At 64.0% G+C, this 21,299-nt stretch carries 20 protein-coding genes; 15 read left to right on the top strand and 5 right to left on the bottom strand.

All coding sequences use genetic code 11. The features are described from left to right. Positions 1 to 29: 29 nt before the first annotated feature. The 5 genes from glgB to VB716_RS17410 all read left to right on the top strand — a co-directional run bounded on the left by glgB (position 30) and on the right by VB716_RS17410 (position 5,936). Positions 30 to 2,333, top strand: coding sequence for a 1,4-alpha-glucan branching protein GlgB (gene glgB, locus VB716_RS02460; RefSeq protein WP_416223829.1), 2,304 nt, complete (start codon positions 30 to 32; stop codon positions 2,331 to 2,333). 556 nt (positions 2,334 to 2,889) lie between these two features. Next, on the top strand, positions 2,890 to 3,948 hold the full coding sequence (gene hemE / locus VB716_RS02465) for a uroporphyrinogen decarboxylase (RefSeq protein ID WP_323269627.1): 1,059 nt from the start codon (positions 2,890 to 2,892) through the stop codon (positions 3,946 to 3,948). Then, positions 3,945 to 4,997, top strand: coding sequence for an NAD-dependent epimerase/dehydratase family protein (locus VB716_RS02470; RefSeq protein WP_416238072.1), 1,053 nt, complete (start codon positions 3,945 to 3,947; stop codon positions 4,995 to 4,997). Before hemE ends, VB716_RS02470 begins: the two co-directional genes overlap by 4 nt. A gap of 97 nt (positions 4,998 to 5,094) precedes the next feature. Continuing rightward, positions 5,095 to 5,436, top strand: a complete 342-nt coding sequence (locus VB716_RS02475; protein ID WP_197155226.1) for a c-type cytochrome — start codon at positions 5,095 to 5,097, stop codon at positions 5,434 to 5,436. Between the two features lie 197 nt (positions 5,437 to 5,633). Continuing rightward, positions 5,634 to 5,936 (top strand): Nif11-like leader peptide family natural product precursor, encoded by a 303-nt coding sequence (locus VB716_RS17410; RefSeq protein ID WP_197155234.1) that lies wholly within the window; start codon positions 5,634 to 5,636, stop codon positions 5,934 to 5,936. On the opposite strand, the gene VB716_RS02480 is transcribed toward VB716_RS17410, so the two are convergent. Continuing rightward, positions 5,897 to 6,145: a hypothetical protein gene (locus tag VB716_RS02480; protein ID WP_231598312.1), complete on the bottom strand. Its 249-nt coding sequence runs from the start codon at positions 6,143 to 6,145 to the stop codon at positions 5,897 to 5,899. The genes VB716_RS17410 and VB716_RS02480 overlap by 40 nt on opposite strands. Before the next feature lie 223 nt (positions 6,146 to 6,368). Between VB716_RS02480 and VB716_RS02485 the strand changes: the two genes are divergently transcribed. Continuing rightward, positions 6,369 to 6,689, top strand: coding sequence for a hypothetical protein (locus VB716_RS02485; RefSeq protein WP_197155236.1), 321 nt, complete (start codon positions 6,369 to 6,371; stop codon positions 6,687 to 6,689). 24 nt (positions 6,690 to 6,713) lie between these two features. On the opposite strand, the gene VB716_RS02490 is transcribed toward VB716_RS02485, so the two are convergent. Then, on the bottom strand, positions 6,714 to 7,442 hold the full coding sequence (locus VB716_RS02490) for a hypothetical protein (RefSeq protein WP_323269629.1): 729 nt from the start codon (positions 7,440 to 7,442) through the stop codon (positions 6,714 to 6,716). A 257-nt stretch (positions 7,443 to 7,699) separates the two neighbouring features. Between VB716_RS02490 and clpB the strand changes: the two genes are divergently transcribed. Further along, on the top strand, positions 7,700 to 10,318 hold the full coding sequence (gene clpB / locus VB716_RS02495) for an ATP-dependent chaperone ClpB (protein ID WP_323269630.1): 2,619 nt from the start codon (positions 7,700 to 7,702) through the stop codon (positions 10,316 to 10,318). 41 nt (positions 10,319 to 10,359) lie between these two features. Here clpB and VB716_RS02500 read toward each other — a convergent pair whose 3' ends face one another. Continuing rightward, positions 10,360 to 10,839: a secondary thiamine-phosphate synthase enzyme YjbQ gene (locus VB716_RS02500; protein ID WP_323269631.1), complete on the bottom strand. Its 480-nt coding sequence runs from the start codon at positions 10,837 to 10,839 to the stop codon at positions 10,360 to 10,362. A gap of 34 nt (positions 10,840 to 10,873) precedes the next feature. On the opposite strand from VB716_RS02500, the gene VB716_RS02505 reads away from it, so the two are divergent. The 4 genes from VB716_RS02505 (at position 10,874) to VB716_RS02520 (ending at position 13,669) form a co-directional block, all read left to right on the top strand. Beyond that, positions 10,874 to 11,113, top strand: a complete 240-nt coding sequence (locus VB716_RS02505) for a hypothetical protein (RefSeq protein ID WP_197155247.1) — start codon at positions 10,874 to 10,876, stop codon at positions 11,111 to 11,113. Positions 11,114 to 11,136: 23 nt separating this feature from the next. Beyond that, positions 11,137 to 11,607, top strand: a complete 471-nt coding sequence (locus VB716_RS02510) for a DUF393 domain-containing protein (protein WP_323269632.1) — start codon at positions 11,137 to 11,139, stop codon at positions 11,605 to 11,607. 161 nt (positions 11,608 to 11,768) lie between these two features. After that, entirely contained in the window at positions 11,769 to 13,355 is a 1,587-nt protein-coding gene (locus VB716_RS02515; RefSeq protein ID WP_197155251.1) for a Na/Pi cotransporter family protein, read from the top strand. Positions 13,356 to 13,432: 77 nt separating this feature from the next. Then, positions 13,433 to 13,669, top strand: a complete 237-nt coding sequence (locus VB716_RS02520) for a hypothetical protein (RefSeq protein WP_197155253.1) — start codon at positions 13,433 to 13,435, stop codon at positions 13,667 to 13,669. A 30-nt stretch (positions 13,670 to 13,699) separates the two neighbouring features. Here VB716_RS02520 and VB716_RS02525 read toward each other — a convergent pair whose 3' ends face one another. Then, a complete protein-coding gene (locus tag VB716_RS02525) occupies positions 13,700 to 14,080 on the bottom strand; it encodes a hypothetical protein (protein WP_197155254.1) in 381 nt (126 codons plus the stop codon). A gap of 1,055 nt (positions 14,081 to 15,135) precedes the next feature. Then, entirely contained in the window at positions 15,136 to 15,618 is a 483-nt protein-coding gene (locus VB716_RS02530) for a PilZ domain-containing protein (protein WP_197155256.1), read from the bottom strand. A 179-nt stretch (positions 15,619 to 15,797) separates the two neighbouring features. Between VB716_RS02530 and VB716_RS02535 the strand changes: the two genes are divergently transcribed. The 4 genes from VB716_RS02535 to VB716_RS02550 all read left to right on the top strand — a co-directional run bounded on the left by VB716_RS02535 (position 15,798) and on the right by VB716_RS02550 (position 21,287). Further along, positions 15,798 to 16,505: a DUF4079 domain-containing protein gene (locus tag VB716_RS02535; protein WP_323269634.1), complete on the top strand. Its 708-nt coding sequence runs from the start codon at positions 15,798 to 15,800 to the stop codon at positions 16,503 to 16,505. After that, positions 16,505 to 18,715 (top strand): cellulose synthase catalytic subunit, encoded by a 2,211-nt coding sequence (locus VB716_RS02540; RefSeq protein ID WP_323269635.1) that lies wholly within the window; start codon positions 16,505 to 16,507, stop codon positions 18,713 to 18,715. The genes VB716_RS02535 and VB716_RS02540 overlap by 1 nt, the downstream gene beginning before the upstream one ends. 16 nt (positions 18,716 to 18,731) lie before the next feature. Further along, positions 18,732 to 19,463 (top strand): pirin family protein, encoded by a 732-nt coding sequence (locus tag VB716_RS02545; protein WP_197170161.1) that lies wholly within the window; start codon positions 18,732 to 18,734, stop codon positions 19,461 to 19,463. 75 nt (positions 19,464 to 19,538) lie between these two features. Further along, positions 19,539 to 21,287 (top strand): NAD-dependent malic enzyme, encoded by a 1,749-nt coding sequence (locus VB716_RS02550; protein ID WP_323269637.1) that lies wholly within the window; start codon positions 19,539 to 19,541, stop codon positions 21,285 to 21,287. Positions 21,288 to 21,299 lie beyond the last annotated feature (12 nt).

Raw genomic sequence — 21,299 nt, forward strand, 5'->3', positions numbered from 1 at the left:
TTAAGCTCCGGCCCAGCACGTCAATGGATATGGCCCTGGTCTGCCTCGATTGGATGGTTGAAGACGGGCAACGGCTAGCGGAGTGCAGGCACGATCACCCCCTTGCGGTTCTTGGGCCCCAGCCCCTGCCGGATGGCGGCTGGGTGGTGCGGATCTGGATGCCTGAGGCCGATCAGGTCGAACTCCTGTGCAACGGCCGCAGCCTGGCGATGGCGACCCCGAACCATCCCTGGCTGTTTGAGGCCGAGGTCGAGGGGGATCCCGGCTGCACCTATCAGGTGCGGGTGCAACGGGGCGGCATCGAGCACGTTCAGCACGATCCCTGGGCGTTCCGCCAGGAATGGATGGGTGAGATGGACCGCCATCTCTTCGCGGAAGGCAACCACCACCACATCTGGCATCGCATGGGGGCCCACCCCGGCGAGCGGGATGGCGTCGCCGGCGTGCAGTTCTGCCTCTGGGCGCCCAACGCCCGCAGTGTGGCGATCCTGGGCGACTTCAACAGCTGGGACGGTCGCCATCATCCGATGCAATCGCGGCTGGGCGGCTGCTGGGAATTGTTTGTACCGGGTCTGCGCCGCGGCGAGCTCTACAAGTACGAGATCCGTACCCAGGCGGGCCACTGCTACCAGAAGGCCGATCCCTACGGCTTCCAGCACGAGGTGAGGCCCAACACCAGTTCACGGATCGCAGGGCTGGCCAGCTTCGCCTGGAGCGATGCCGACTGGATGGCTCGGCGGGATGCGGCCAACCCACTCGATCAGCCGATCTCGGTCTACGAGATGCATCTGGGCAGCTGGATGCACGCCAGCGCCGATCAGCCCTATGTGGAACCTGACGGCTCGGTGAGGGAGCCGGTGGCTGCGGCCGATCTCAAACCGGGTGCCCGGCTGCTCACCTACCCGGAGCTGGCCGATCGGGTGATCCCCTACGTGAAGGCCCGCGGCTTCACCCACATTGAACTGATGCCGATCTCCGAGCATCCCTTCGATGGCTCCTGGGGTTATCAGGTGACCGGCTGGTATGCGCCCACCAGCCGCTTCGGCAGCCCTGATGAGTTCCGCGCCTTCGTGGACCGCTGCCACGCCGAGGGCATCGGTGTGATTCTCGACTGGGTTCCCGGCCACTTTCCCAAGGACGGCCATGGCCTGGCCTTTTTTGATGGCGCGCACCTCTACGAGCACGCCGATCCGCGCATCGGCGAGCACAAGGAGTGGGGCACGCTGATCTTCAACTACAGCCGCAATGAGGTTCGCAACTTCCTGGTGGCGAATCTGGTGTACTGGTTTGATCAGTTCCACATCGATGGCATCCGTGTGGATGCGGTCGCCTCGATGCTCTATCGCGACTATCTGCGCCCGGATGGAGAGTGGCTGGCGAATGAGAATGGCGGACGTGAGAACCTCGAAGCTGTGCGCTTCCTGCAGCAGGCGAACTATGTCTTGTTCCAGCACTTCCCAGGTGCTCTGTCGATCGCGGAGGAATCCACCACCTGGCCGATGGTGACCCAGCCCACCAGCATCGGTGGCCTTGGCTTCAACCTGAAGTGGAACATGGGCTGGATGCACGACATGCTCGATTATTTCGAGCTCGATCCATGGTTCCGGCAGTTCCATCAGAACAACATCACGTTTTCAATCTGGTATACCTATACCGAGAATTTCATGCTCGCCCTCAGCCACGATGAAGTGGTGCATGGCAAGAGCAACCTGCTCCACAAGATGCCCGGCGATGACTGGCAGAAGTTTGCCAATGTTCGGGCCCTTCTGACCTACATGTGGACCCACCCGGGCAAGAAGACAATCTTCATGGGCATGGAGTTCGGCCAGCGGGCTGAATGGAATGTCTGGGGAGATCTGCAATGGGACCTGCTCCAGTACGAGTCGCACCTGGGCCTGCAGCGGTTGGTGGATGATCTCAATGCCTTTTACAAGGCGGAACCAGCACTCTGGCGCGATGATTTCAATGAGTACGGCTTCCAATGGATCGATTGCAACGACAACCGCCATTCGGTGATCAGCTTCATGCGCCGCGACAGCACCGGTGGTGGCTGGCTGCTGGTGGTGGCGAACTTCACGCCCCAGAGCCACTCCCACTACCGGGTGGGAGTCCCGATCGAGGGCTTCTACGCCGAAGTGTTCAACAGCGACAGTGCTCGCTACGGCGGCAGCAATCTTGGCAACCTCGGAGGAAAATTCACTGATCCCTGGAGTATCCACGGCTACGACCAGGCGCTGGATCTCTGCCTGCCGCCCTTGAGTGTGCTGATTCTTCGCCGCGATGAGGCCCGCAGTCAGATCTCTTCAGCCGCTGAAGCGACAGAGGAAGCCTGAGTCTCCACAGAAGAGATCTGCATACCCAGCTGTCTGGCTGCTTCCAGAATCCAGGGTCAGCCCTGGAATGAATTTGCCTGAGTGAATTTCGGGTCGGAGAGAGCAGAATCCACTGAGACGGCTCTTAGACTATCCCCAGATTCGCAGGCAAGACCTGTCCGTCAGGACGGGCTTCTGCAGGGGAGATTTTTCTCCGCAAGATCGAACGCTGACCCCCAGTGACTGAATCCTGGCGGCAGTCCTTGTCGATTGATTGCAGAAGTGTGAGCAGCAGTGCTTGATGGCTACATTTAGAGATTTCTGGACTGCTGGAACCTGACTATTGACGGTTCAATCATCCAGGAGATTCCGCCTCAATTGCCCTGGCTTCTGACATAGCATTACCACGAAGAATCTTCCAGTAGAGTATAGCTAGCTCGGCTATTGATACACTTTATTTCAACCTCTCAGCTCTGGAGTGACCGTCAAGTCGGTCGTGGCGCCCCCTGGGCATGAGCCCTCCGCCGAGGCTCTCGGCTAGGTTTCCGATCGCGATTCCCCTGCCCTGACGACCCCCATGGCCGACACCCTCCCCCTGCTGCTGCGCGCCGCCCGAGGTGAGCAGGTGGAGCGTCCGCCGGTGTGGATGATGCGCCAGGCAGGCCGTTACATGAAGGTCTACCGCGATCTGCGCGATCGTCATCCCGGCTTCCGCGAGCGCTCCGAGAACCCGGATCTCTCCTACGAGATCTCGATGCAGCCGTTTCACGCCTTCCAGCCCGATGGCGTGATCCTGTTCTCCGACATCCTCACGCCCCTGCCTGGCATGGGGATCGACTTCGACATCATCGAGAGCAAGGGGCCGATCATCGAGCCCGCCATTCGCTCCCAGGCCCAGGTGGATGCGCTGCGTCCCCTGGATCCCGCCAAGGCCCTCCCTTTTGTTGGTGAGGTGCTGTCTCGCCTTCGCCAGGATGTGGGCAACGCGGCCACCGTTCTCGGTTTTGTCGGCGCGCCCTGGACCCTGGCGGCCTACGCAGTGGAGGGCAAGAGCTCCAAGACCTATTCCGTGATCAAGGCGATGGCCTTCCGGGAGCCTGCGCTCCTGCACCAGTTGCTGGGCCACCTGGCGGATTCGATCGCCGCTTACGTGCGCTACCAGATCGACTCGGGAGCCCAGGTGGTGCAGCTGTTCGACTCCTGGGCCGGTCAGCTCAGCCCGATCGATTACGACGTCTTCGCGGCTCCCTACCAGAAGCGGGTGATCGATCAGGTGAAAGCCACCCACCCCGACACTCCCTTGATTCTCTACATCTCCGGCAGTGCCGGTGTGTTGGAGCGGATGGGCCGCACCGGTGTCGACATCGTGTCGCTGGACTGGACCGTGGACATGGCCGATGGCTGTGCCCGGCTGCCCCAGCACCTCGGCGTTCAGGGCAATGTCGACCCCGGCCTGCTTTTCGGCACCCCGGAGGCGATCCGCGAGCGCATCCTCGACACCGTGCGCAAGGCCAAGGGCCGCAAACACATCCTCAACCTTGGCCATGGCATCCTGCCCGGCACTCCCGAGGAGAACGCCCGTGTGTTCTTCGAGACCGGCAAGGCCGTCCATGAGCTGCTCGGAGCGGCCGTTTGAGCACCACGGCCACCGAAGCCGGCCGTGCCATCGCCGATCCCGGCGTGCCGTCCAGGGCTCGGATCCTGATCACCGGTGCCAGCGGCTGCGTTGGTCAGTACATCACCGCAACCCTCTACCGCAACAGCGATGCGGATCTGTTGCTGCTGCTGCGCGATCCTTCCAAGCTGAAGGTCGTGGATCCCAACGATCCCAGGATCACGCTGTTGATGGGTGATCTTCGTGAGCTGGATCCCCATGCCGACGCCATCGCCAGCGCCACCCGCGTCATCCACACCGCAACCGCCTGGGGGGATCCGGAGCGGGCCCGCCAGGTGAATGTGGTGGCGGTGAAGCGGTTGCTGGAACTGGTGAATCCCGCGCGGCTGGAACAGGTGATCTACTTCTCCACCGCCAGCATCCTCGATCGACAGCTGAAACTCCTGCCGGAAGCCATGGCCTATGGCACGGAATACATCCAGACCAAGGCCCAGTGCCTCGAACAGCTGGAGGGCCATCCCCTGGCTGAGCGGATCGTGGCCGTCTTCCCCACGCTGGTGTTCGGGGGGAGGGTCACGTCCGGCGACCCCCATCCCACCAGCTATCTCACGGCGGGCCTCAAGGAGGCGATCGGCTGGTTATGGCTGGCCCGCTGGCTGCGAACCGATGCCAGCTTCCATTTCATCCATGCGGCCGACATCGCCACGGTCTGCGCCCATCTGGCCACCCACCCCCACGAGCCCAATCCCGAGCCTGGCCAAGGTGTGGTGAGACGCCTGGTGCTGGGTCAGGCACCGATCCAGATCAACGACACCGTGCGGATCCTCTGCCGCTGGCGGCGCTGCTGGTGGCCCTCGATCGGGGTGGATCTGCAGGGCTGGCTGATCGAGGCCTTGATCCGCCTGCTGCGAATCGAGGTGAATGCCTGGGATCGCTTCTCGATCCGACAGCGCCACTTCGTGCATGAGCCGGTGAGTCCGCCGGAGCGCTTCGGCAGGGTGAGCCTCGCCCCCACCCTGGAGGCGGTGCTGGAGACCGCGGCCGTTCCCCACCGCGGCCGGATGGACTGAAGCAGGCTGCAAGCACAAGAAAATGTTGCAGATCTGCCCTGCAGCTGCAACATTGCCGACCTCTGCCCCTTAGTTTTGTCTGGTTGCACGTGCTTTGATGCGCCGTCTTTTTTCACTGCTCGCTCTGTGCCTGGCGCTGGTGCTGGGGGCAGCACCAAGTTTTGCCGCTGACGTGGCCCACGGTGGCCAGATCTTCTCCGCCAACTGCGCTGCCTGCCACATGGGTGGTGGCAATGTGGTGAATGCTGAGCGCACTCTCAAGCAGGATGCCCTGGAGGCCTACCTGGCTGACTACAGCAGCGGTCACGAGGCTGCCATTGCTGCTCAAGTCACCAAGGGCAAGAACGCCATGCCGGCTTTCCTCGGCAAGCTGAGCGAAGCCGATATCGCTGATGTGGCCGCCTACGTTGAAGACATGTCATCCAAAGGCTGGGCCTGATCTGCATCTGGCTTCTTGCCATTCAAAAGCTTCATTCTGGTGTGATCAGGCAATCATTTGCCTCGATCACACCTTTTTGCTTGCCGACCAATTTGCCCCTCGATCCTCGATCCCTGATGGCCTATTGCCATTGATGTCGATCGCTGGCACCCGTTCGACCGGCCCGCCATCCTGACTTCAGCCAGGGAATCCAGGCGATGTCACGAGAGCAACTCATCCGGCTGGTTGCCGATGCCGAACGCGATCCCGCTCTTCGAGAGGAGCTGCGGGGTTGTTTTGCCGCGGGCCAGAGCTGGACTTCAGTGGTGGGCAAGGCGCGTTTGCGCGGATACGAGATCCAGGTCACGGATCTGCAGGATGCGCGTTCGGCTGATCATGCCGCCAGCTTCCTGGAAGCCAGCAGGGTCTCGGCGATCGGATCCCTGTGGGGTTCCTCACCGGTGTTGCCCAGTCAGGCCGCTCAGCTGGCGGCGCGACGGCAGGCGAGCACCGCCAGATAAAGATCTTCGGGTACCTCGCGAATGTCGTATTCGCTGGGAAGCACGCCATGCACGTGTTGATGAACGGCCATCCAGCAGTTCCTCTCTGGATCGGCTGCCGTGGCATCAAAAGCCCGCGAGGCCTCGACCAGATCCTGCACCAGTTGCGCGTCGGGGACAGGGGGAGTGGGTTCTGCCAGGTCCTGCTTGGGCGGAGGGGTTGAAGACATGGTGGTTGCGGAGACGTTGGGTTCAGAAACGATGAGTTCAGAGACGCTGGTTGCCGATGGCTGCGTTGCATACACGCTGGTTGTCGCCAGAGTGGCTTCTGACAGCGTCGGCTCGGCCACAAATGGCTCGGACCTGGAAGAGCAACCCCCACAGGATCCCCAATCCGGCCCATCATGCCCAGAGTGGCCCTTGATGTGGACGATGGGACTTCGCTCAGGACTGGTGGGCTCGCTGGTTGCGGCGGCGCTGCTGCCCCTGCTGCGGCCGGCACTCGCCCTGGCCCAGAATCAGCCCTACGCCGTCCAGGGCCTGCCTGCCTACCCGCCCTGCCCCCTGGTGGTTCCCAAGAGCCAGTCCCTGTTTCAACCCCTGCGACTCAGGCCCAGTCAGGTTGCCTCCAAGAACGCCCGCGGCTGCCTCTCGCAGGCCGATGCCATTTACGGCTCCAATGGCTGCCCGACCCGTCTGTGCCCGCGTGACAGCGGCGCCTTCCAGCTGACCCCTCCAGGATCAGGAAACCCCATAGCGCCAGCTGCCCGTTGAGGTTTCCGACCGGCAGGCCGCTTCTCAGCTGCCGCTGCCGTAGGCCACATGGCAGACGGTATTGAGCAGCTGCGCCTGGTCGACGGTGTCAGGAATCTGGCCGTTCAACAGCCCGGCCTGACAGTTGGCAGCTCCCAACAAGGTGGCGCCATCGTCCATGGAGTAGGTGAAGCTCACTCCGTAGGTGCCCACCGGATCCACGGAGCCGTAGTTGAGCTGGATGCTGGTCTGGGGCACCACGATCACCGGCGATTGTTCTTGGGAGGCCGTATTCACCAGGCTGTTGATGGCAGCTCCTGTTGCCAGCCCGGCGACCCCCCAGGCGGCTGCATTGGCTCCCCACCAGCCCCAGGTGGAGGGTTGCCAGCCATACCAGCCGTGGTTCCAGGGTCGGTTGTTCCAGTAACCGCCATTGGCCCAGTTGGAATGCCAGCCGTTGTAGGGGCGGTTATAGAAATTGTTCTCGACGTTCAGATTTCGGTTCACGTCGATGCTGTCCCAGCCCGGGCGTGCACCAGGGCCGTACATCGGGTGGTATCCCCGGTAGCCACCGCGCCAGGCGTCGCCATCTCCACGCCAGGCCTCTCCCCCGCCGCTGAAGTGGTAACCGCCCCCTCCGCCCCAGCCTCCATGGCCACCGCCGCCGCCACCTCGGGCCTGGGCACTGATCGCTGAGAGGTTGAGAACAGCCACCAGGGCCAGGACACCAGCCCTGCGGGTTCCGGCAAAACAGTGGCGTGGCAGGCAAGCCATGGCGGGAGCAAAGCGACGGGGAATCGGAGTGCGCACACTCTTGATCCATAGCTAGCCAAGGATGTGCGGATTCGATGGTCTGCCCCGCCGGTGCCACGCGGCAACGGCTCCCTCGCGGATCGGTTCTTTCGCCATTTGGCTACGGCCTGCCCAACCTGAAGGGGGAGCACCGACCGATCCGGTTCGGTGCTCCTCTCCCTGGGCTCTGTGGTCTGCCCATACGGTTTTCTCAAGCACCCGATCAGGAAGGTTTCGCCATGCATCCCACCGCTGAGCTGTTCACCGAGAAGGCCTGGGGCGCCGTCGTGGCGGCCCAGCAGCTGGCCCAGCAGAAGCGCCAGCAGCAGATGGAAACCGAGCATCTGTTCGCGGCCCTGCTGAGCCAGCAGGGACTGGCCGGCCGGATCCTTGAGAAGGCCGGCGTGGATGTGGGAACCCTCAGCCAGAAGGTGGAGGCTTTTCTGGTGTCTCAGCCCAGCCTTGGGGCTGCCCCCGAGAGTGTGTACCTGGGCAAGGCCCTGAATGTCTGCTTTGACCGTGCCGATCAGGCCAAGGCCGAATTCGGCGATCATTACATCTCGATCGAACATCTGCTGCTCGGCCTGGTGGCGGATGATCGCTGCGGCCGGCAGCTGCTCAGCCAGTGCGGCGTCAACGCCAAGACGCTGAAGGCCAGTATTGAAGCCGTGCGCGGCAGCCAGACAGTGACAGACCAGAATCCCGAAGGCACGTACGAGTCTCTGGAGAAGTACGGCCGCGATCTCACGGCCGCAGCCCGCGAGGGCAAGCTCGATCCGGTGATCGGCCGCGACGAGGAAATCCGCCGCACGATCCAGATCCTGTCGCGGCGTACCAAGAACAATCCCGTGCTGATCGGTGAACCCGGCGTCGGCAAGACCGCCATCGTCGAGGGTCTGGCCCAGCGCATCGTCAACGGTGACGTTCCCCAGGCCCTGCAGAACCGCCAGCTCGTCTCCCTCGACATGGGTGCCCTGATTGCCGGCGCCAAGTACCGCGGCGAGTTCGAGGAGCGGCTCAAGGCCGTGCTCAAGGAGGTGACCGCCTCAGAGGGCCAGATCGTGCTGTTCATCGACGAGATCCACACCGTGGTGGGAGCCGGGGCCACCGGCGGCGCCATGGATGCCAGCAATCTGCTCAAGCCGATGCTGGCCCGGGGCGAACTGCGCTGCATCGGTGCCACCACGCTGGATGAACACCGCCAGCACATTGAGAAAGACCCGGCCCTGGAGCGCCGCTTCCAGCAGGTGTTCGTGGATCAGCCCACGGTGGAGGACACGATCTCGATCCTGCGGGGCCTGAAGGAACGCTACGAAGTGCACCATGGCGTTCGCATCGCCGACAACGCCCTGGTGGCCGCCGCCGTGCTGTCGAGTCGTTACATCGCCGATCGTTTCCTGCCGGACAAGGCCATCGACCTGGTGGATGAATCCGCTGCTCGCCTCAAGATGGAGATCACCTCCAAGCCTGAGGAGATCGATGAACTCGATCGCCGCATCCTGCAGCTGGAGATGGAGAAGCTCTCGCTCGGCCGTGAATCCGATCCGGCCAGCAAGGATCGGCTGGAGCGGCTTGAAAAGGAGCTGGCGGATCTGAGTGAACAGCAGAGCGCCCTCAATGCTCAGTGGCAGGCGGAGAAGGGCTCGATCGATGAACTCGGTGCCATCAAGGAGGAGATCGAGCAGGTGCAGCTGCAGGTTGAGCAGGCCAAGCGCAACTACGACCTCAACAAGGCCGCCGAACTCGAATACGGCACCCTGGCCGAACTCAACAAGAAGCTGGCCGCCAAGGAGGCCGTGCTCAACGCCGGTGATGGGGAGAAAACGCTGCTGCGGGAGGAGGTCACCGAAGACGACATCGCTGAGGTGATCGCCAAGTGGACCGGCATTCCGGTGGCCAAGCTGGTGCAGAGCGAGATGGAGAAGCTGCTCAACCTTGAGCAGGATCTGCACACCCGTGTGATTGGCCAGCAGCAGGCCGTCACGGCCGTGGCCGATGCGATTCAGCGTTCTAGGGCCGGCCTGAGTGATCCGAACCGGCCGATCGCCAGCTTCCTGTTCCTCGGTCCCACCGGCGTCGGCAAAACGGAGCTGTCCAAGGCGCTCGCTTCGCAGCTCTTCGATTCGGAAGAGGCGATGGTGCGCATCGACATGAGCGAGTACATGGAGAAGCATGCCGTCAGCCGCCTGATCGGAGCTCCTCCGGGCTACGTGGGCTACGAAGAGGGTGGTCAGCTCACCGAAGCGGTGCGGCGCCGCCCCTATGCCGTGATCCTGTTTGACGAGGTGGAGAAGGCCCACCCGGATGTGTTCAATGTGCTGCTGCAGGTGCTCGACGACGGCCGCGTCACCGATGGTCAGGGACGCACGGTGGACTTCACCAACACCGTGTTGATTCTCACCAGCAACATCGGCAGCGCCTCGATTCTGGATCTGGCCGGCGATCCCGCCCGCCATGGAGAGATGGAGAAGCGGGTGAATGAGGCCCTGCGCAGCCACTTCCGCCCCGAGTTCCTCAACCGCCTCGATGAATCGATCATCTTCCACAGCCTCAAGGCCGAGGAGTTGCGCCAGATCGTCGATCTGCAGGTGCAGCGGTTGGCCAGGCGCCTGGAGGAGCGCAAGCTCTCGCTGCAGCTCTCCACCGAAGCCCTCGACTGGCTGGCGGCCGTGGGCTACGACCCTGTCTACGGCGCCAGGCCGCTGAAGCGGGCCATCCAGCGGGAACTGGAAACCCCGATCGCCAAGGCGATCCTGGCCGGAAGCTTTCCGGCCGGCTCCACCATCGCCGTGGAGGTGGAGGCCGAGCGGCTGAAGATCAGCCTGGCTGAAGCGGCCCGCCTGCCGGTGCTGGTGTGAGGGTGGTGTGAAGGCTGGGCCGCCCCAGTCACCGATCAGCCTCAGTCACCGATCAGGTGAAGGCTCAGCTGGCGGCGGTGGGGCACGGCCCGGTGCTCCCAGAGATAGACCGCCTGCCAGGTTCCCAGCACGAGGCGCTTCTCCTCAAACGCAAGGCTGAGGCTGGTCGCTGTGAGGCTGGTGCGGATGTGGGCTGGCATGTCGTCGGGGCCCTCATCGTCGTGGCTGTAGCGGTAGCGGCCACCTTCGCCACTGATCGGCCGCACCCCTGCCTCGGGCACCAGCGCCCGCAGGTAAGCGGCCAGATCATCCAGAACCCGAGGGTCGGCGTTCTCATTGATGGTGAGGCTGCAACTGGTGTGCAGTGTCACCAGGGTGGCGAGACCGCTGTGCAGGCCGCTGCTGGCGATCCGCAGCTGCAGCTCGGCGGTGAGATCGGTGAAGCCGTCGCCGCAGGTGGTGACGCTGAGGCGGTGCAGGCTCTGGCGGAGCACGGTTCGAATCGGGCGGTTGCGCTGCATAGCATCGGATCAGAAGCAGACGCTCCATTCCTCGATGCGCAATCCGTTTGCATGGATGCTTGGCCTTTCGGCCCTGGCGCTCCTGGCCCTGCCGGCCCAGGCGCAGCGGGTGGTGCCCAAGATCGGCTCGATCTGCCCGATGGGCTACGTCGACACCCTCAATGGCAAGTGCAGCACCCTGGGCCTGATGAACTACACCGTGCGGCCCACCAACGGTGAAGCCTGTCCGGAAGGATGGATGAACGTGGGCGGGAGCTACTGCCGCAAGAAGTGAACCAGGTCCTTCTTCTGCAAGAAATGAGCCAGACCCCCCTCCAGACCGTCGCCAGCCCTTCCGGCGGTCCATTCCCCGCCCCCGGTGCCGCTGCTGCAGACCTCACGATCCTCTACGACGGAGGCTGTCCGCTCTGCCTGCGGGAGGTGCGCTTCCTGCGCAGGCGTGACGCTGAGCATGGACGGCTCGCCTTCGTCGATGTCGCTGCGGTCGATTACGACCCCTCCAGCCATGGCGAGATCAGCTATCGCGATGCGATGGAGCGCATCCATGGCCTGACCGGCAGTGGCGAGGTGGTGCGTGATGTGGAGGTCTTCCGACGGGCCTATGCGCTGGTGGGGCTGGGCTGGCTCTATGCCCCCAGCCGCTGGCCGTTGTTGCGTGGCATCGCCGATGGCCTCTATCGCCTGTGGGCCCTCTGGCGGCTGCGGCTCACCGGCCGGCCGTCCCTTGATCAGCTCTGTTGTGAACGCGAGGGGCGCTGCTCCCTCTGACGCAGCGTGTCCGCCTGGAGGCGCGCACGCTGCATTCCTTTGCCAAGTCAGGTGGTCAGCCGCAGCCGTTGCAACAGTGCAGCAACAGGCCATCCTCAGGAGCTGGATCCATCGACGCGGGGACCCGACTCCTGAGCGCAATCGGAGGGCTCGGCCTGTTCATGCTCGGCATGTCGGTGCTGACCGAGAACCTGCGGAACCTGGCTGGAGCCCAGCTGCGTACCGCCCTGCTGCGCTTCACCCGCACTCCCCTGAGCGGGGCGGTGACCGGTGCCGTTGCCACGGCGCTGCTGCAGTCGTCCAGCGCCACCACGGTCACCACCGTGGGATTTGTCGGGGCAGGGCTGATCCGCTTCCCCGATTCGCTCGGCATCATTTTCGGGGCAAACCTGGGCAGCACTGCCCTGGGCTGGTTGGTGGCCTTGCTGGGGATCCGCTGGTCTCTGGGTCGCGCCCTGCTTCCGCTGATTCTGGTGGGCGCGCTGCTGCGCATCTTCGGCAGGGGCCGCTGGGCGGTGATCGGCTTCGCCCTGGCGGGCTTTGGCCTTCTCTTCCTGGGGCTCGACGGCATCAAGGCCGCCATGGCTGGCCAGGGATTGCTGCTCGATCCGACGCGATTCGATGGCAGCCACTGGCTCGGCCGCCTGCAGCTGGTGGCCCTGGGTCTGGTCACCACTGTGATCACCCAGAGCTCCGCCGCCGGAGTGGCCAGCACCCTGATGGCCCTCGCCGCGGGGGGACTCGATCTGGGCCAGGCCGGAGCCCTGGTGGTGGGCATGGACGTGGGCTCCTCGGTCAGTGCGGTCGTGGCGGCCCTGGGCAGCAGCATCAGCGCCCGTCGCACCGGCATGGCTCACCTCTGCTTCAACCTGCTCAGTGCTCTGGTGGGGCTGATTCTGCTCAACCCCGTGGTCTGGTTCTGGCAGGAGATCTGGCCGCAGCGCCTGGCCGCCGAGCCGGAATTTGCCCTGACCAGTTTTCACAGCGGCTTCAATCTGCTGGGGGTGGCTCTCGCCCTGCCCTTCACGGGCGCCTTCGCGCACCTGATCCGCGCCCTGGTGCCATCGGGTCCCCGTTCCTGGGCCGATGCCCTGGACCAGGCTCCCCCCGACGATGCCCACCTGGCCATTGATCAGGCACGCCGCGCGGTCGAACAGGAGCTGCGCGAGCTGCTGGAGCTGCTGCGCCGGTCTCTGGGGGGAGCCGGTCCGCCGGCAGCTGCCCAGCCGCCACCGCGGCTGCCACACCAGCTCGCCAACCTCCAGGCTGATCTTGACCGCACCGAGACCTACCTCGATCAGATCCATCTCGATCATCTGGAACGCCACAGCGGTCAGCGCCTGATCCACCTGCTGCATGGGCTCGACCACCTGCAGCGGTTGCATGAGCGCTGCGAGGAGGAACCCGATCGCCTCGCCACCCTGATCGGCTCCAGCCAGCTGGCTGAAGAACGGCAGCAGTTTGCCGCTCTGCTCGACGCTGTGGTTCTCAGGGCCGTGCAGCACGACTGGGCTGGGATCTCCAGCGCCAGTGGAGCCCTGGTGCGCACTCTGGCAAGCCAGGAGCACCACTGCCGCCACCAGGTGATGCAGGAGGTGGCCCTGGGTCATCTCGATGTGGAGGAGGGCACGCGAGAGCTCGAGGCGATGCGTTGGCTGGAACGGGTCTGCCTCCACATCGAGCGGATTGGTCACCATCTCGACCATGCTGGGCCTGTTCCCCAGGACACCGGTCGAGCCATGACATGAATGGTTTCTCCTCCCTGATCAGGCAAGGCTGATCAACCCAGGGATGCTGCGGCGTCCTCAGAGAACGCGGCCACCCTGTGGAAACATCCTTCAGTTTCGCGATCGCCATCCCGACGTCAGCCGCGAAGGGCGCGGCCAGCCTGGCAGGGGTGGATGTGCCGGTGCTCACCGGTGGCATCGGCAAGCACGACCGCCGCCCCAGGCAGGAGCTGGAGGAAGCCCTCGATTGGCTCAGCCCCCTGGAGATTCTGGTGGTGCCTGCCGATCAGGAAGGCCTCATGGCACGCAGCGGCCGCCATGCCGCCGCCGCCTGACATCCTTTGCTCCAGCCGGGGGTGGCAGCTCTAACGGGGGCGGCAGGGGCCATCCCGATCGGAGCGGAACACCACCTTCAGGCCAGGGGAACGGGTCTCCACTTCGCTCAGCAGACCTTCAAGGGCCAGCCGGGTGTTGCGGGACCCTCCTGCCATCGGCTCGCCACTCATCAACACGATTTCGAGTTCGTATCCATCGGAGCGGGGTTGCACGTCGCCGAAGAGCTGAACCTTCAGGCCCACGGGCGCCTGCACGAAGCTTCCGCCCAGGTGCGTGGCACTGCGCTCGTCCACAGTGGCCTCAAGGGCCTGAAGCACCGGCTCAAGCTGGGGGATCAACTCCCCGGCCGCACAGGCGACGACGGGCTTCAGCACCACCATCAAGCGGGCCATGGTTCGGGGCGAGGGCATCCCAATCTTGCCGGAGCGCCTTGCCCGCGGCAGGCCCAGGGAAAGACGACAGGCTGAGGCATCAATACCTATGGACGGAACTGGTGCTCAGAGCAAGACTGAAGCCATCAAGATTCGGAGGCCCAGAGATGGATGAAACTCCACCGCGTCATCAGTTCAGAGTCAACTGACATCCTGCGTCCTGCTCCAACAGTCTCAACTAAAGATCAACATCTGCACGATGGTCTGAACTGCTCTCCGAAGCGATTATTCTCTGGCTGACCCAGGAACGATCGTCTGGATTTTTGCAATTCGCTATCGCCCTTCGCATCGCGACAGGTGCCCTTGGGCTCAGCAGATGTTCGCCTGAACCATCGGCCCCAGGATCGCAAGCCAGTTGCTCTACGTCTTCTCTGCTTCTTGCATACCGCCGTCCTTCGTGATTCTGTTTGTTGTCAACGTTTCACCTTCCACATCACAGCCTTGGAGGTATTGAATTCAGAGTTAGAGTCAATACAATTTGCCCCGAAACTACGGCACCCTTGATAATCCTTCTTGATCTCCTTGCGGGATGATTCGATTGCCGTGATCGGACTTTTGCCAGGCCGACGGCCTGATCCATTGACAATCCAGGCAAGCAGCAGAGATTCGGCTCACGATCGGCGCCGAACCTTTAAGGCTGCTCAATGAGGTCCGGCGCTTCTAGTGCCGGACCTTCTGCGTGGCAAGGTTGCAATCAGACTTCGCATCAATCAATGCCAGTGCGGAACCATGACGTGAATGAGTTGATGAAACCTTGGTAGAAGAAGTCACCATCAGGGTTTCCGCCGTCGCAATCCCAAGATCTGTGACTGGCTGAATTGGTTGGCAAAGCCATGCAACAGCTGGATGGGGTTCCCCCCGGAGTGACCTTGCAATGTTTCCAACCTTTCCAAGGGTCGTTGCAGGCGCTCATCGGTCGGATGCAGATCTTTATGAGTCAACAGCAGAACCATGCCGCTTCATCACTCAACTCTTTCCGGGGAATGGCGCGCCATGGGATCACTGTAGCCAAGGAGCCCTAAGGTGCTGAAATCTCAGAGAAGACGACCTCCCGGGGGACGGACTGCTTCATGAGGAACCATCAGGCCCCTGAGAAAGGTTTGACTGAAATCAACCCTTCGGGAAAAGCGACAGCCGGCATAGGTGCCGCCAGCTTCCCTGTCCACCCACATCACCATAACTGCGGTGGGGATCACACTGTTGGTGCTGGGATGGGAAATCAACAGTGATCCCTTCTGACTGGCATTCACTCTTTCGCCAGGAGGAAATAGCAGGCAGCATCCCGACCAGCTGATATCCCAGAGTCTGCCGTGGTGTTGCAGGTCATTCACGGTGAAGATGGCACCGATCCAGATCGTGATGGCCGGCAGAAGAAATCTCTCTTCCCGCCTTGGCTGCTCGACCATAGATGTGGCTGTGATCCGACGGTATTCAGCCAGAGCTTCCCACATTTCAGCAGGCAGCGCCCCCCAGCGGTTCTGGGAGTCTGCGATGCCTGCTGCAAACGGCTCCGGCAAAACATCAGCCCCCTGCCAGGCGCTCGCTCTACGGGCGTCGTCGCTGTTCGCCGTACTACACACCGTCCGGGGGCGGTGGGCCAGGGCTGGACCAGAGCGCAGGAGTCCTCCCTCAGGAAAATCCGTTGCTGAAACTCAGCGGTAATTCCCCTACGGTTTTCACGAGTCAAGCTTCCACCATGCAGACGATCGACTGGTTGTGGCTGATACATCCCGTGCTGGCTGTGGTGGTGGTCTATCCACTGCTCGGCATCGTGCTCCGTCTGGCTCAGCAGACCCGCCAGCGGCGCCTCAAGCAGGCCAAGACCCCTCCCACCAGTGGCCGAGACCATGCCGATCTGGGCCGTTGGCTGGCCACAACGGTGGTGGCAATCGAGCTGGTGGCTCTCAGCGTGGTGATCGCGACAAAGCATCCCCTCTCCGCCTTCGAAGGCGGCGCAGGACGCCTGGTCATGCTCGTGCTGGTGCTGCTCGGTACAACTGCTGCCCTCGTGCTGCTCTGGCGGGCCAAGGCCGCTCCCTACAGGGCCACGTTTGCCCTGTTGTGCTGGATCGGCGTCATCGGCCTGGGTATGCAGCCTGAGGTCTGGCGACTCAGCGACAATCCACTTGACCCGGCCTTCTGGCAATCCCACTTCTGGGGAGGGGTCGGACTCACCGGCCTGCTGCTCTTCGGTGTCGCGGCACGCCCCGAGATTCTTCGCAGCCTCCGCTGGCGTCGCCTTCACCTGACTGCCAGTGCCCTGGCGGGTCTGCTGCTTCTTGCCCAGGGCATCAGTGGGCCGCGCGATCTGCTGGAAATCCCCCTGAACTGGCAGAAACCCGCCATTGCGACCTGCGACTTTGTTCGTCAGGTCTGCCCGCCGCTCCAGCCGCCAGCGGGTTGATGCGTCTTCCCTGGGCTGTGGCGCTGCTCACCGTTCTGGCAGCGCGTTATCTGATCTGGCGTTGCGGCAGCACGCTCAACCTCAGTTCACCCCTGTCAACTGGCCTGAGCCTTCTGCTGCTGGCGGCTGAGTTGCTGCTGCTGGCCACCACCTTCCTGCAGCTCTGGTTCACCCTGATACCCCCTCCTCCTGTGACGGCCACTGTGGCCGCCGCCGCCGCCCGGCTGGAAGGCCGGATGACCCAGCATGCCCTTGCTTCTGCGGCTGACCGTCGGGACACCCCTGTCGCTGTTCCATGCATCCAGACAGCGAGGCAAACTGAGAGCGACCCACCGTCCGTACTGCATCTTTGCGATGAGGAGTCGGCGGTTGCTTCCCTCTCGGCAAACCCTCTGCTCAGGGTCGATGTGTTCGTCCCCACCTATGGCGAGCCGCTTGGCCTGGTGGAACGCTGCCTGCGCGGTTGTCTGGCGATGGACTATCCCATCAAGACCGTTTGGTTGCTCGATGACGCTGCCTGCCCTGAGCTGGAGCTGCTCTGCCGCCGGCTGGGATGCCTCTACCTGAGTCGTGGGGAACGGCTCCATGCCAAGGCCGGCAACCTGAACCATGCCCTTCTGCACAGCAGTGGTGACCTCGTGGCTGTCTTCGATGCCGACGTGGTTCCACTGAATGGATTCCTTCGGCGCACCGTAGGGCTGTTCGATGACTCCAGCGTTGGGTTTGTGCAGACCCCGCAGAGTTACATGAATGCTGATCCCGTGGTACGCAATGCGTCCATGGAGCGATGGCTGCTGCCTGACGAGGAAACTTTCTATCGCTGGATCGAACCCACTCGGCAGGCCCTCGGTGCCGTGGTCTGTGCCGGCACATCCTTCGTGATGCGCCGCAGCGCCCTTGAGCAGGTGGGCGGCTTCGTTACCGCCACATCTTCGGAAGATCTGGCCACGGGAATCCAGATTGCAGCCGCCGGATACCGCAACATTTTCGTGGCCGAAAAGCTCAGCGCCGGCCTGGCTCCGCTCACCGCAGCCGCCATGACTCGCCAGCGCTGCCGCTGGGCCAGCGGCACGTTGCAGATCCTGCGCACCGGAGCCAGCCCCTTCCGCATCCGTGGCCTGACCCCACTGCAGCGCCTGGCCTATCTCGAGGGGATCCTGCACTGGTTCAATGTGCTGCCTCAGCTGCTGCTGTTGCTGTTTCCGCTGAGCCTTGGCTTGCTCGGGGTGGCACCAATCCGTCTCACTGCCGCCGGCCTGTTCAGTGAAGCGCTGCCTTTCTTTCTGGCGCAAATGCTTCTCAGCCGCTGGTTGAGTGGCCATGCGCGCACGGCCCTGTTGCCTGAGCTGTACCGCTGGTTGTTTGTCGTCCCTCTGGCTGGCGCGGTGCTGTCCACCCTGTTCGGGCGCCCCCTTCGCTTTCATGTGACGCCCAAGCAGCGTCCCTGGGGCCGCCGGCTTGGACCGTCACGACAACTGCTGCTCCCCTTGTTGTTTTTGCTCAGCCTCCAGCTGATCGCTTTGGTGCATCTGTTGAACGGGCCCCTCACCGGCCCAGAGCTCGCGGCTCTGGATCCGCTTCCGCCCGCCACCAGGGTTGTGACCATGGTCTGGGCCTGCACGAACCTGCTGCTCCTGCTGCTGGCGGTGCGCTGCTGCTGGGATCGCAGCGCCGACAGCGATCTCCCCTGGTTCCGGCTCGAGCCGAAGCCGCTGATCCGGTTGACCCCGATCCAGGAGGGGGCTCCGCTGCCACCGCTGAGCCTGAGCGTGATGGCGATCAGTGAAGAGGGGATCGAGTTGGAGGCCCCTGCTCAGTCATCGCCGGCTGCAGAATCCTGTATCACGTCGTCAGACGTTGTCTGGACCGTGGAGGGCTTGCCCGGTCTGGACTCAGTGCCCCTGGAGCTTCTGGAGTCGCCGCTGCTCATCTCCTCGCTGGGCGACCGGCGGCGGGATGGCTGGCGCCTGGCGGGGCGCTGGGGAGCACTGTCGCCGCAGCAGCGTGACCAGCTGCAGACGCTTCTGTACCGCCGTGATCGGCTCTGGCCGCAGCGCACGGCGCCCTTCGAGCTGCTGGCCCTGCCGGCGGTGCTGCGGTTGCTGCTGCGCCCCTGCGGGCCCGACACCTGGTTTCAGCGCAGCCTGATCCCCCAGCGGAGCTGGGCTGAAGACTTGCCAGGCACGGCAAGGGATCGCAGAGTTTCCTGACGTTCGCCTGACCCCCATGCCCGCCGTTCCCCTTGAGACCAGGCCCTCTCCGTTGCTGCTCTGTCGCCGTGCTGGCGAGCGGTTCCACAGCAGCTTCGACTGGCTGGAGAGCTGGCACACGTTTTCGTTCTCGCATCACTTTGATCCCGCCTGGATTGGCTTTGGCCCACTGAAGGTGATCAACGACGACACCATCGCCGCCGGCCGGGGCTTCGGCATGCATCCCCATCGCGACATGGAGATCATCACCGTGATGGTGCAGGGGGAGTTGCATCACCGCGACTCGATGGGCCATGCCGAGATCCTGCGGGCTGGCGAAGTCCAGCGGATGAGTGCCGGCACCGGTGTGGTCCACAGCGAGATCAATGGCGGCTCCACGCCCTGCCGGCTCTTGCAGATCTGGATCGAGCCCAGCCGCCGCGGCATTCCGCCCGCCTACGAGCAGAAGCCCTTCGCCATCGGCGCTGGTTGGACCCTCCTGCTCGATCCGGAAGGATCTGGCGGTGCCATGGCGATCGAGCGCCCCGTACGGCTCTGGCGGGCCAGGCCCCAGCCGGGCGATCGTCTGGCCAACCCGCTCGAGCCCGGCACCCAGGGATGGATCCAGATGATCGAGGGGAGTCTCGAGATTGCCGAGGCTGGCGCTCCTTTGCTGGCGGGTGACGGTCTCGGCTTTGACGCCGCCTCGATCGGGGCCTTCCGTGCGGGGAGGGAGCCCGCCGACGTGCTGCTCTTCGAGCTGCGTTGATCACCCAGCCCGGGCCCATGGCAGGGTGAGGACCCCCTCCGGCAGTGCTGTCTGTCGGTTGCCAGGTCGTCTCCGGTGTCTGTTCCGTCCCACGCGATCCATCCGGTGCAGGCCACGCGTCTGCGGGGGGCCGCCGTTCTGGCCGATCCGCTGCTCAACAAGGACACGGCCTTCACCAGACAGGAGCGACGGGAGCTCGGCCTCGAGGCGCTGCTCCCCTGGCAGGAGGAATCACTGGAGCTGCAGGCCGAGCGTGCCTGGCGGATCTTCGAGGCTTTCGACGACGACCTGCAGAAATTCGCCTTTGCGGCTCAGCTTCGCCAGAGCAATCTGGTGCTGTTCTACCGCTTCCTCAGCGATCACATCGAGGCGGTGCTGCCCGTGGTCTACACCCCCACCGTGGGGCGCGCCATCCAGCGTTTCGGCCACCGCTATCGCAGTCCCAGTCAGGGGGTCTATCTGCTGCCGTCCCAGCAGGACCGACTTGAGACCTTGCTGCAACAGGCTGCGGCGGGCCGACCCGTGAATCTGGTGCTGGTGACCGATTCGGAGGGGATCCTTGGTATCGGGGATCAGGGGGTGGGGGGCATCGAGATCTGCCTGGGCAAGCTGGCCGTCTACACCCTCTGCGCCGGTCTCCATCCGGCCCAGATGTTGCCGGTGGTGCTGGATGTGGGGACTGACCGCCAGGAGCTGCTGGATGACCCCCTCTATCCGGGGCTGCGCCAGCCGCGGCTGCGGGGCGAGGCCTACGACCGATTCATCGAGCGCTTCATCGGCGCGGTGGAGCGTACCTTCCCGGGTTGCCTGCTGCACTGGGAAGACTTCGGCACGCACCAGGCGCGCCACAACCTGGCGCTGTACCGGCAACGGATTCCCAGCTTCAACGACGACATCCAGGGCACCAGTGGGGTGGCCGCAGCGGCGATCCTGGCGGCCTGCCGCGGTCAGGGGCGGCAGCTGAGCGGGCAAAGGATTGTGGTGTTCGGCGCTGGCACCGCCGGTTGCGGGATCGCCGATCGGCTGGTGCGGTTACTGCGGGCCGAGGGGATGGGGGAGGCGGAGGCCAGGGCCCACATCTGGGCGATTGATCGCGACGGCCTGCTGCTGGACGGTGACGCGGGTGAGGCCGCTGCGGCCTTCGGTCGTCCCCGTCAGGAGGCCGGCAGCTTCCGCCGTGATGCCTCAGGCCGGATTGGCCTGCTGGCGGTGGTGGAAGCGGTGCGGCCCAGCGTGTTGATCGGCACCTCGACGGTGGCCGGGGCCTTCACCCGGGAGGTGGTGGAGACGATGCTGGGTGGCCTTGACGGCGATGGTTCAACCCGAGGGACCAGCTTGCCGGGGTCCGTGGTGCCCCGTCCGGTGATTCTTCCCCTCTCCAACCCCACCACCCTGGCTGAGGCCACTCCGGCCGACCTGCTGGCCTGGAGCCATGGGCGGGCCCTGGTGGCCACGGGTAGCCCCTTTGATCCCGTGGTTGTCGAAGGTCAGAGTCGACGGATCGGGCAATGCAACAACTGCTTCCTCTATCCGGGCCTGGGTTTTGCGGCAGTGGCCGTGGGAGCGCGCCAGGTGAGTGAGGCGATGATCGAATCCGCAACCCTGGCCCTGGCGGAGAGGATCCCGGCGACCAAGGATCCGGACGCTCCGCTGATGCCGTCGCTTTCAGAGGTGCAGTCGATTTCCGCCACGGTGGCCGAAGCCGTGGCCATCACAGCCATGGCCGAGGGCCTGGCCCGACATGCCACCACGGAAGCGGAGGCCCTGGCCTGCCTGGAGGCGGCGCGCTGGAGCGCAGACTATGGCCCGGTGCAAGCCATCTGAGCCCGTCCCCCC

The sequence above is a fragment of the Synechococcus sp. CCY9201 genome, from assembly GCF_034931105.1.
GTDB lineage: Bacteria > Cyanobacteriota > Cyanobacteriia > PCC-6307 > Cyanobiaceae > CBW1002.

Bases quoted from the DNA above. Each gene is read 5' to 3' on its own strand.
- VB716_RS02480 (WP_231598312.1), bottom strand. From the start codon at position 6,145: ATGTCTTCAACCCCTCCGCCCAAGCAGGACCTGGCAGAACCCACTCCC.
- VB716_RS02525 (WP_197155254.1), bottom strand. From the start codon at position 14,080: ATGCCCTCGCCCCGAACCATGGCCCGCTTGATGGTGGTGCTGAAGCCC.
- VB716_RS02540 (WP_323269635.1), top strand. From the start codon at position 16,505: ATGCGTCTTCCCTGGGCTGTGGCGCTGCTCACCGTTCTGGCAGCGCGT.
- VB716_RS02500 (WP_323269631.1), bottom strand. From the start codon at position 10,839: ATGCAGCGCAACCGCCCGATTCGAACCGTGCTCCGCCAGAGCCTGCAC.
- VB716_RS02535 (WP_323269634.1), top strand. From the start codon at position 15,798: ATGCAGACGATCGACTGGTTGTGGCTGATACATCCCGTGCTGGCTGTG.
- VB716_RS02490 (WP_323269629.1), bottom strand. From the start codon at position 7,442: ATGGCTTGCCTGCCACGCCACTGTTTTGCCGGAACCCGCAGGGCTGGT.
- VB716_RS02505 (WP_197155247.1), top strand. From the start codon at position 10,874: ATGCGCAATCCGTTTGCATGGATGCTTGGCCTTTCGGCCCTGGCGCTC.
- VB716_RS02515 (WP_197155251.1), top strand. From the start codon at position 11,769: ATGCTCGGCATGTCGGTGCTGACCGAGAACCTGCGGAACCTGGCTGGA.
- glgB (WP_416223829.1), top strand. From the start codon at position 30: ATGGCCCTGGTCTGCCTCGATTGGATGGTTGAAGACGGGCAACGGCTA.
- VB716_RS02510 (WP_323269632.1), top strand. From the start codon at position 11,137: ATGAGCCAGACCCCCCTCCAGACCGTCGCCAGCCCTTCCGGCGGTCCA.
- VB716_RS17410 (WP_197155234.1), top strand. From the start codon at position 5,634: ATGTCACGAGAGCAACTCATCCGGCTGGTTGCCGATGCCGAACGCGAT.
- hemE (WP_323269627.1), top strand. From the start codon at position 2,890: ATGGCCGACACCCTCCCCCTGCTGCTGCGCGCCGCCCGAGGTGAGCAG.
- VB716_RS02475 (WP_197155226.1), top strand. From the start codon at position 5,095: ATGCGCCGTCTTTTTTCACTGCTCGCTCTGTGCCTGGCGCTGGTGCTG.
- VB716_RS02545 (WP_197170161.1), top strand. From the start codon at position 18,732: ATGCCCGCCGTTCCCCTTGAGACCAGGCCCTCTCCGTTGCTGCTCTGT.
- clpB (WP_323269630.1), top strand. From the start codon at position 7,700: ATGCATCCCACCGCTGAGCTGTTCACCGAGAAGGCCTGGGGCGCCGTC.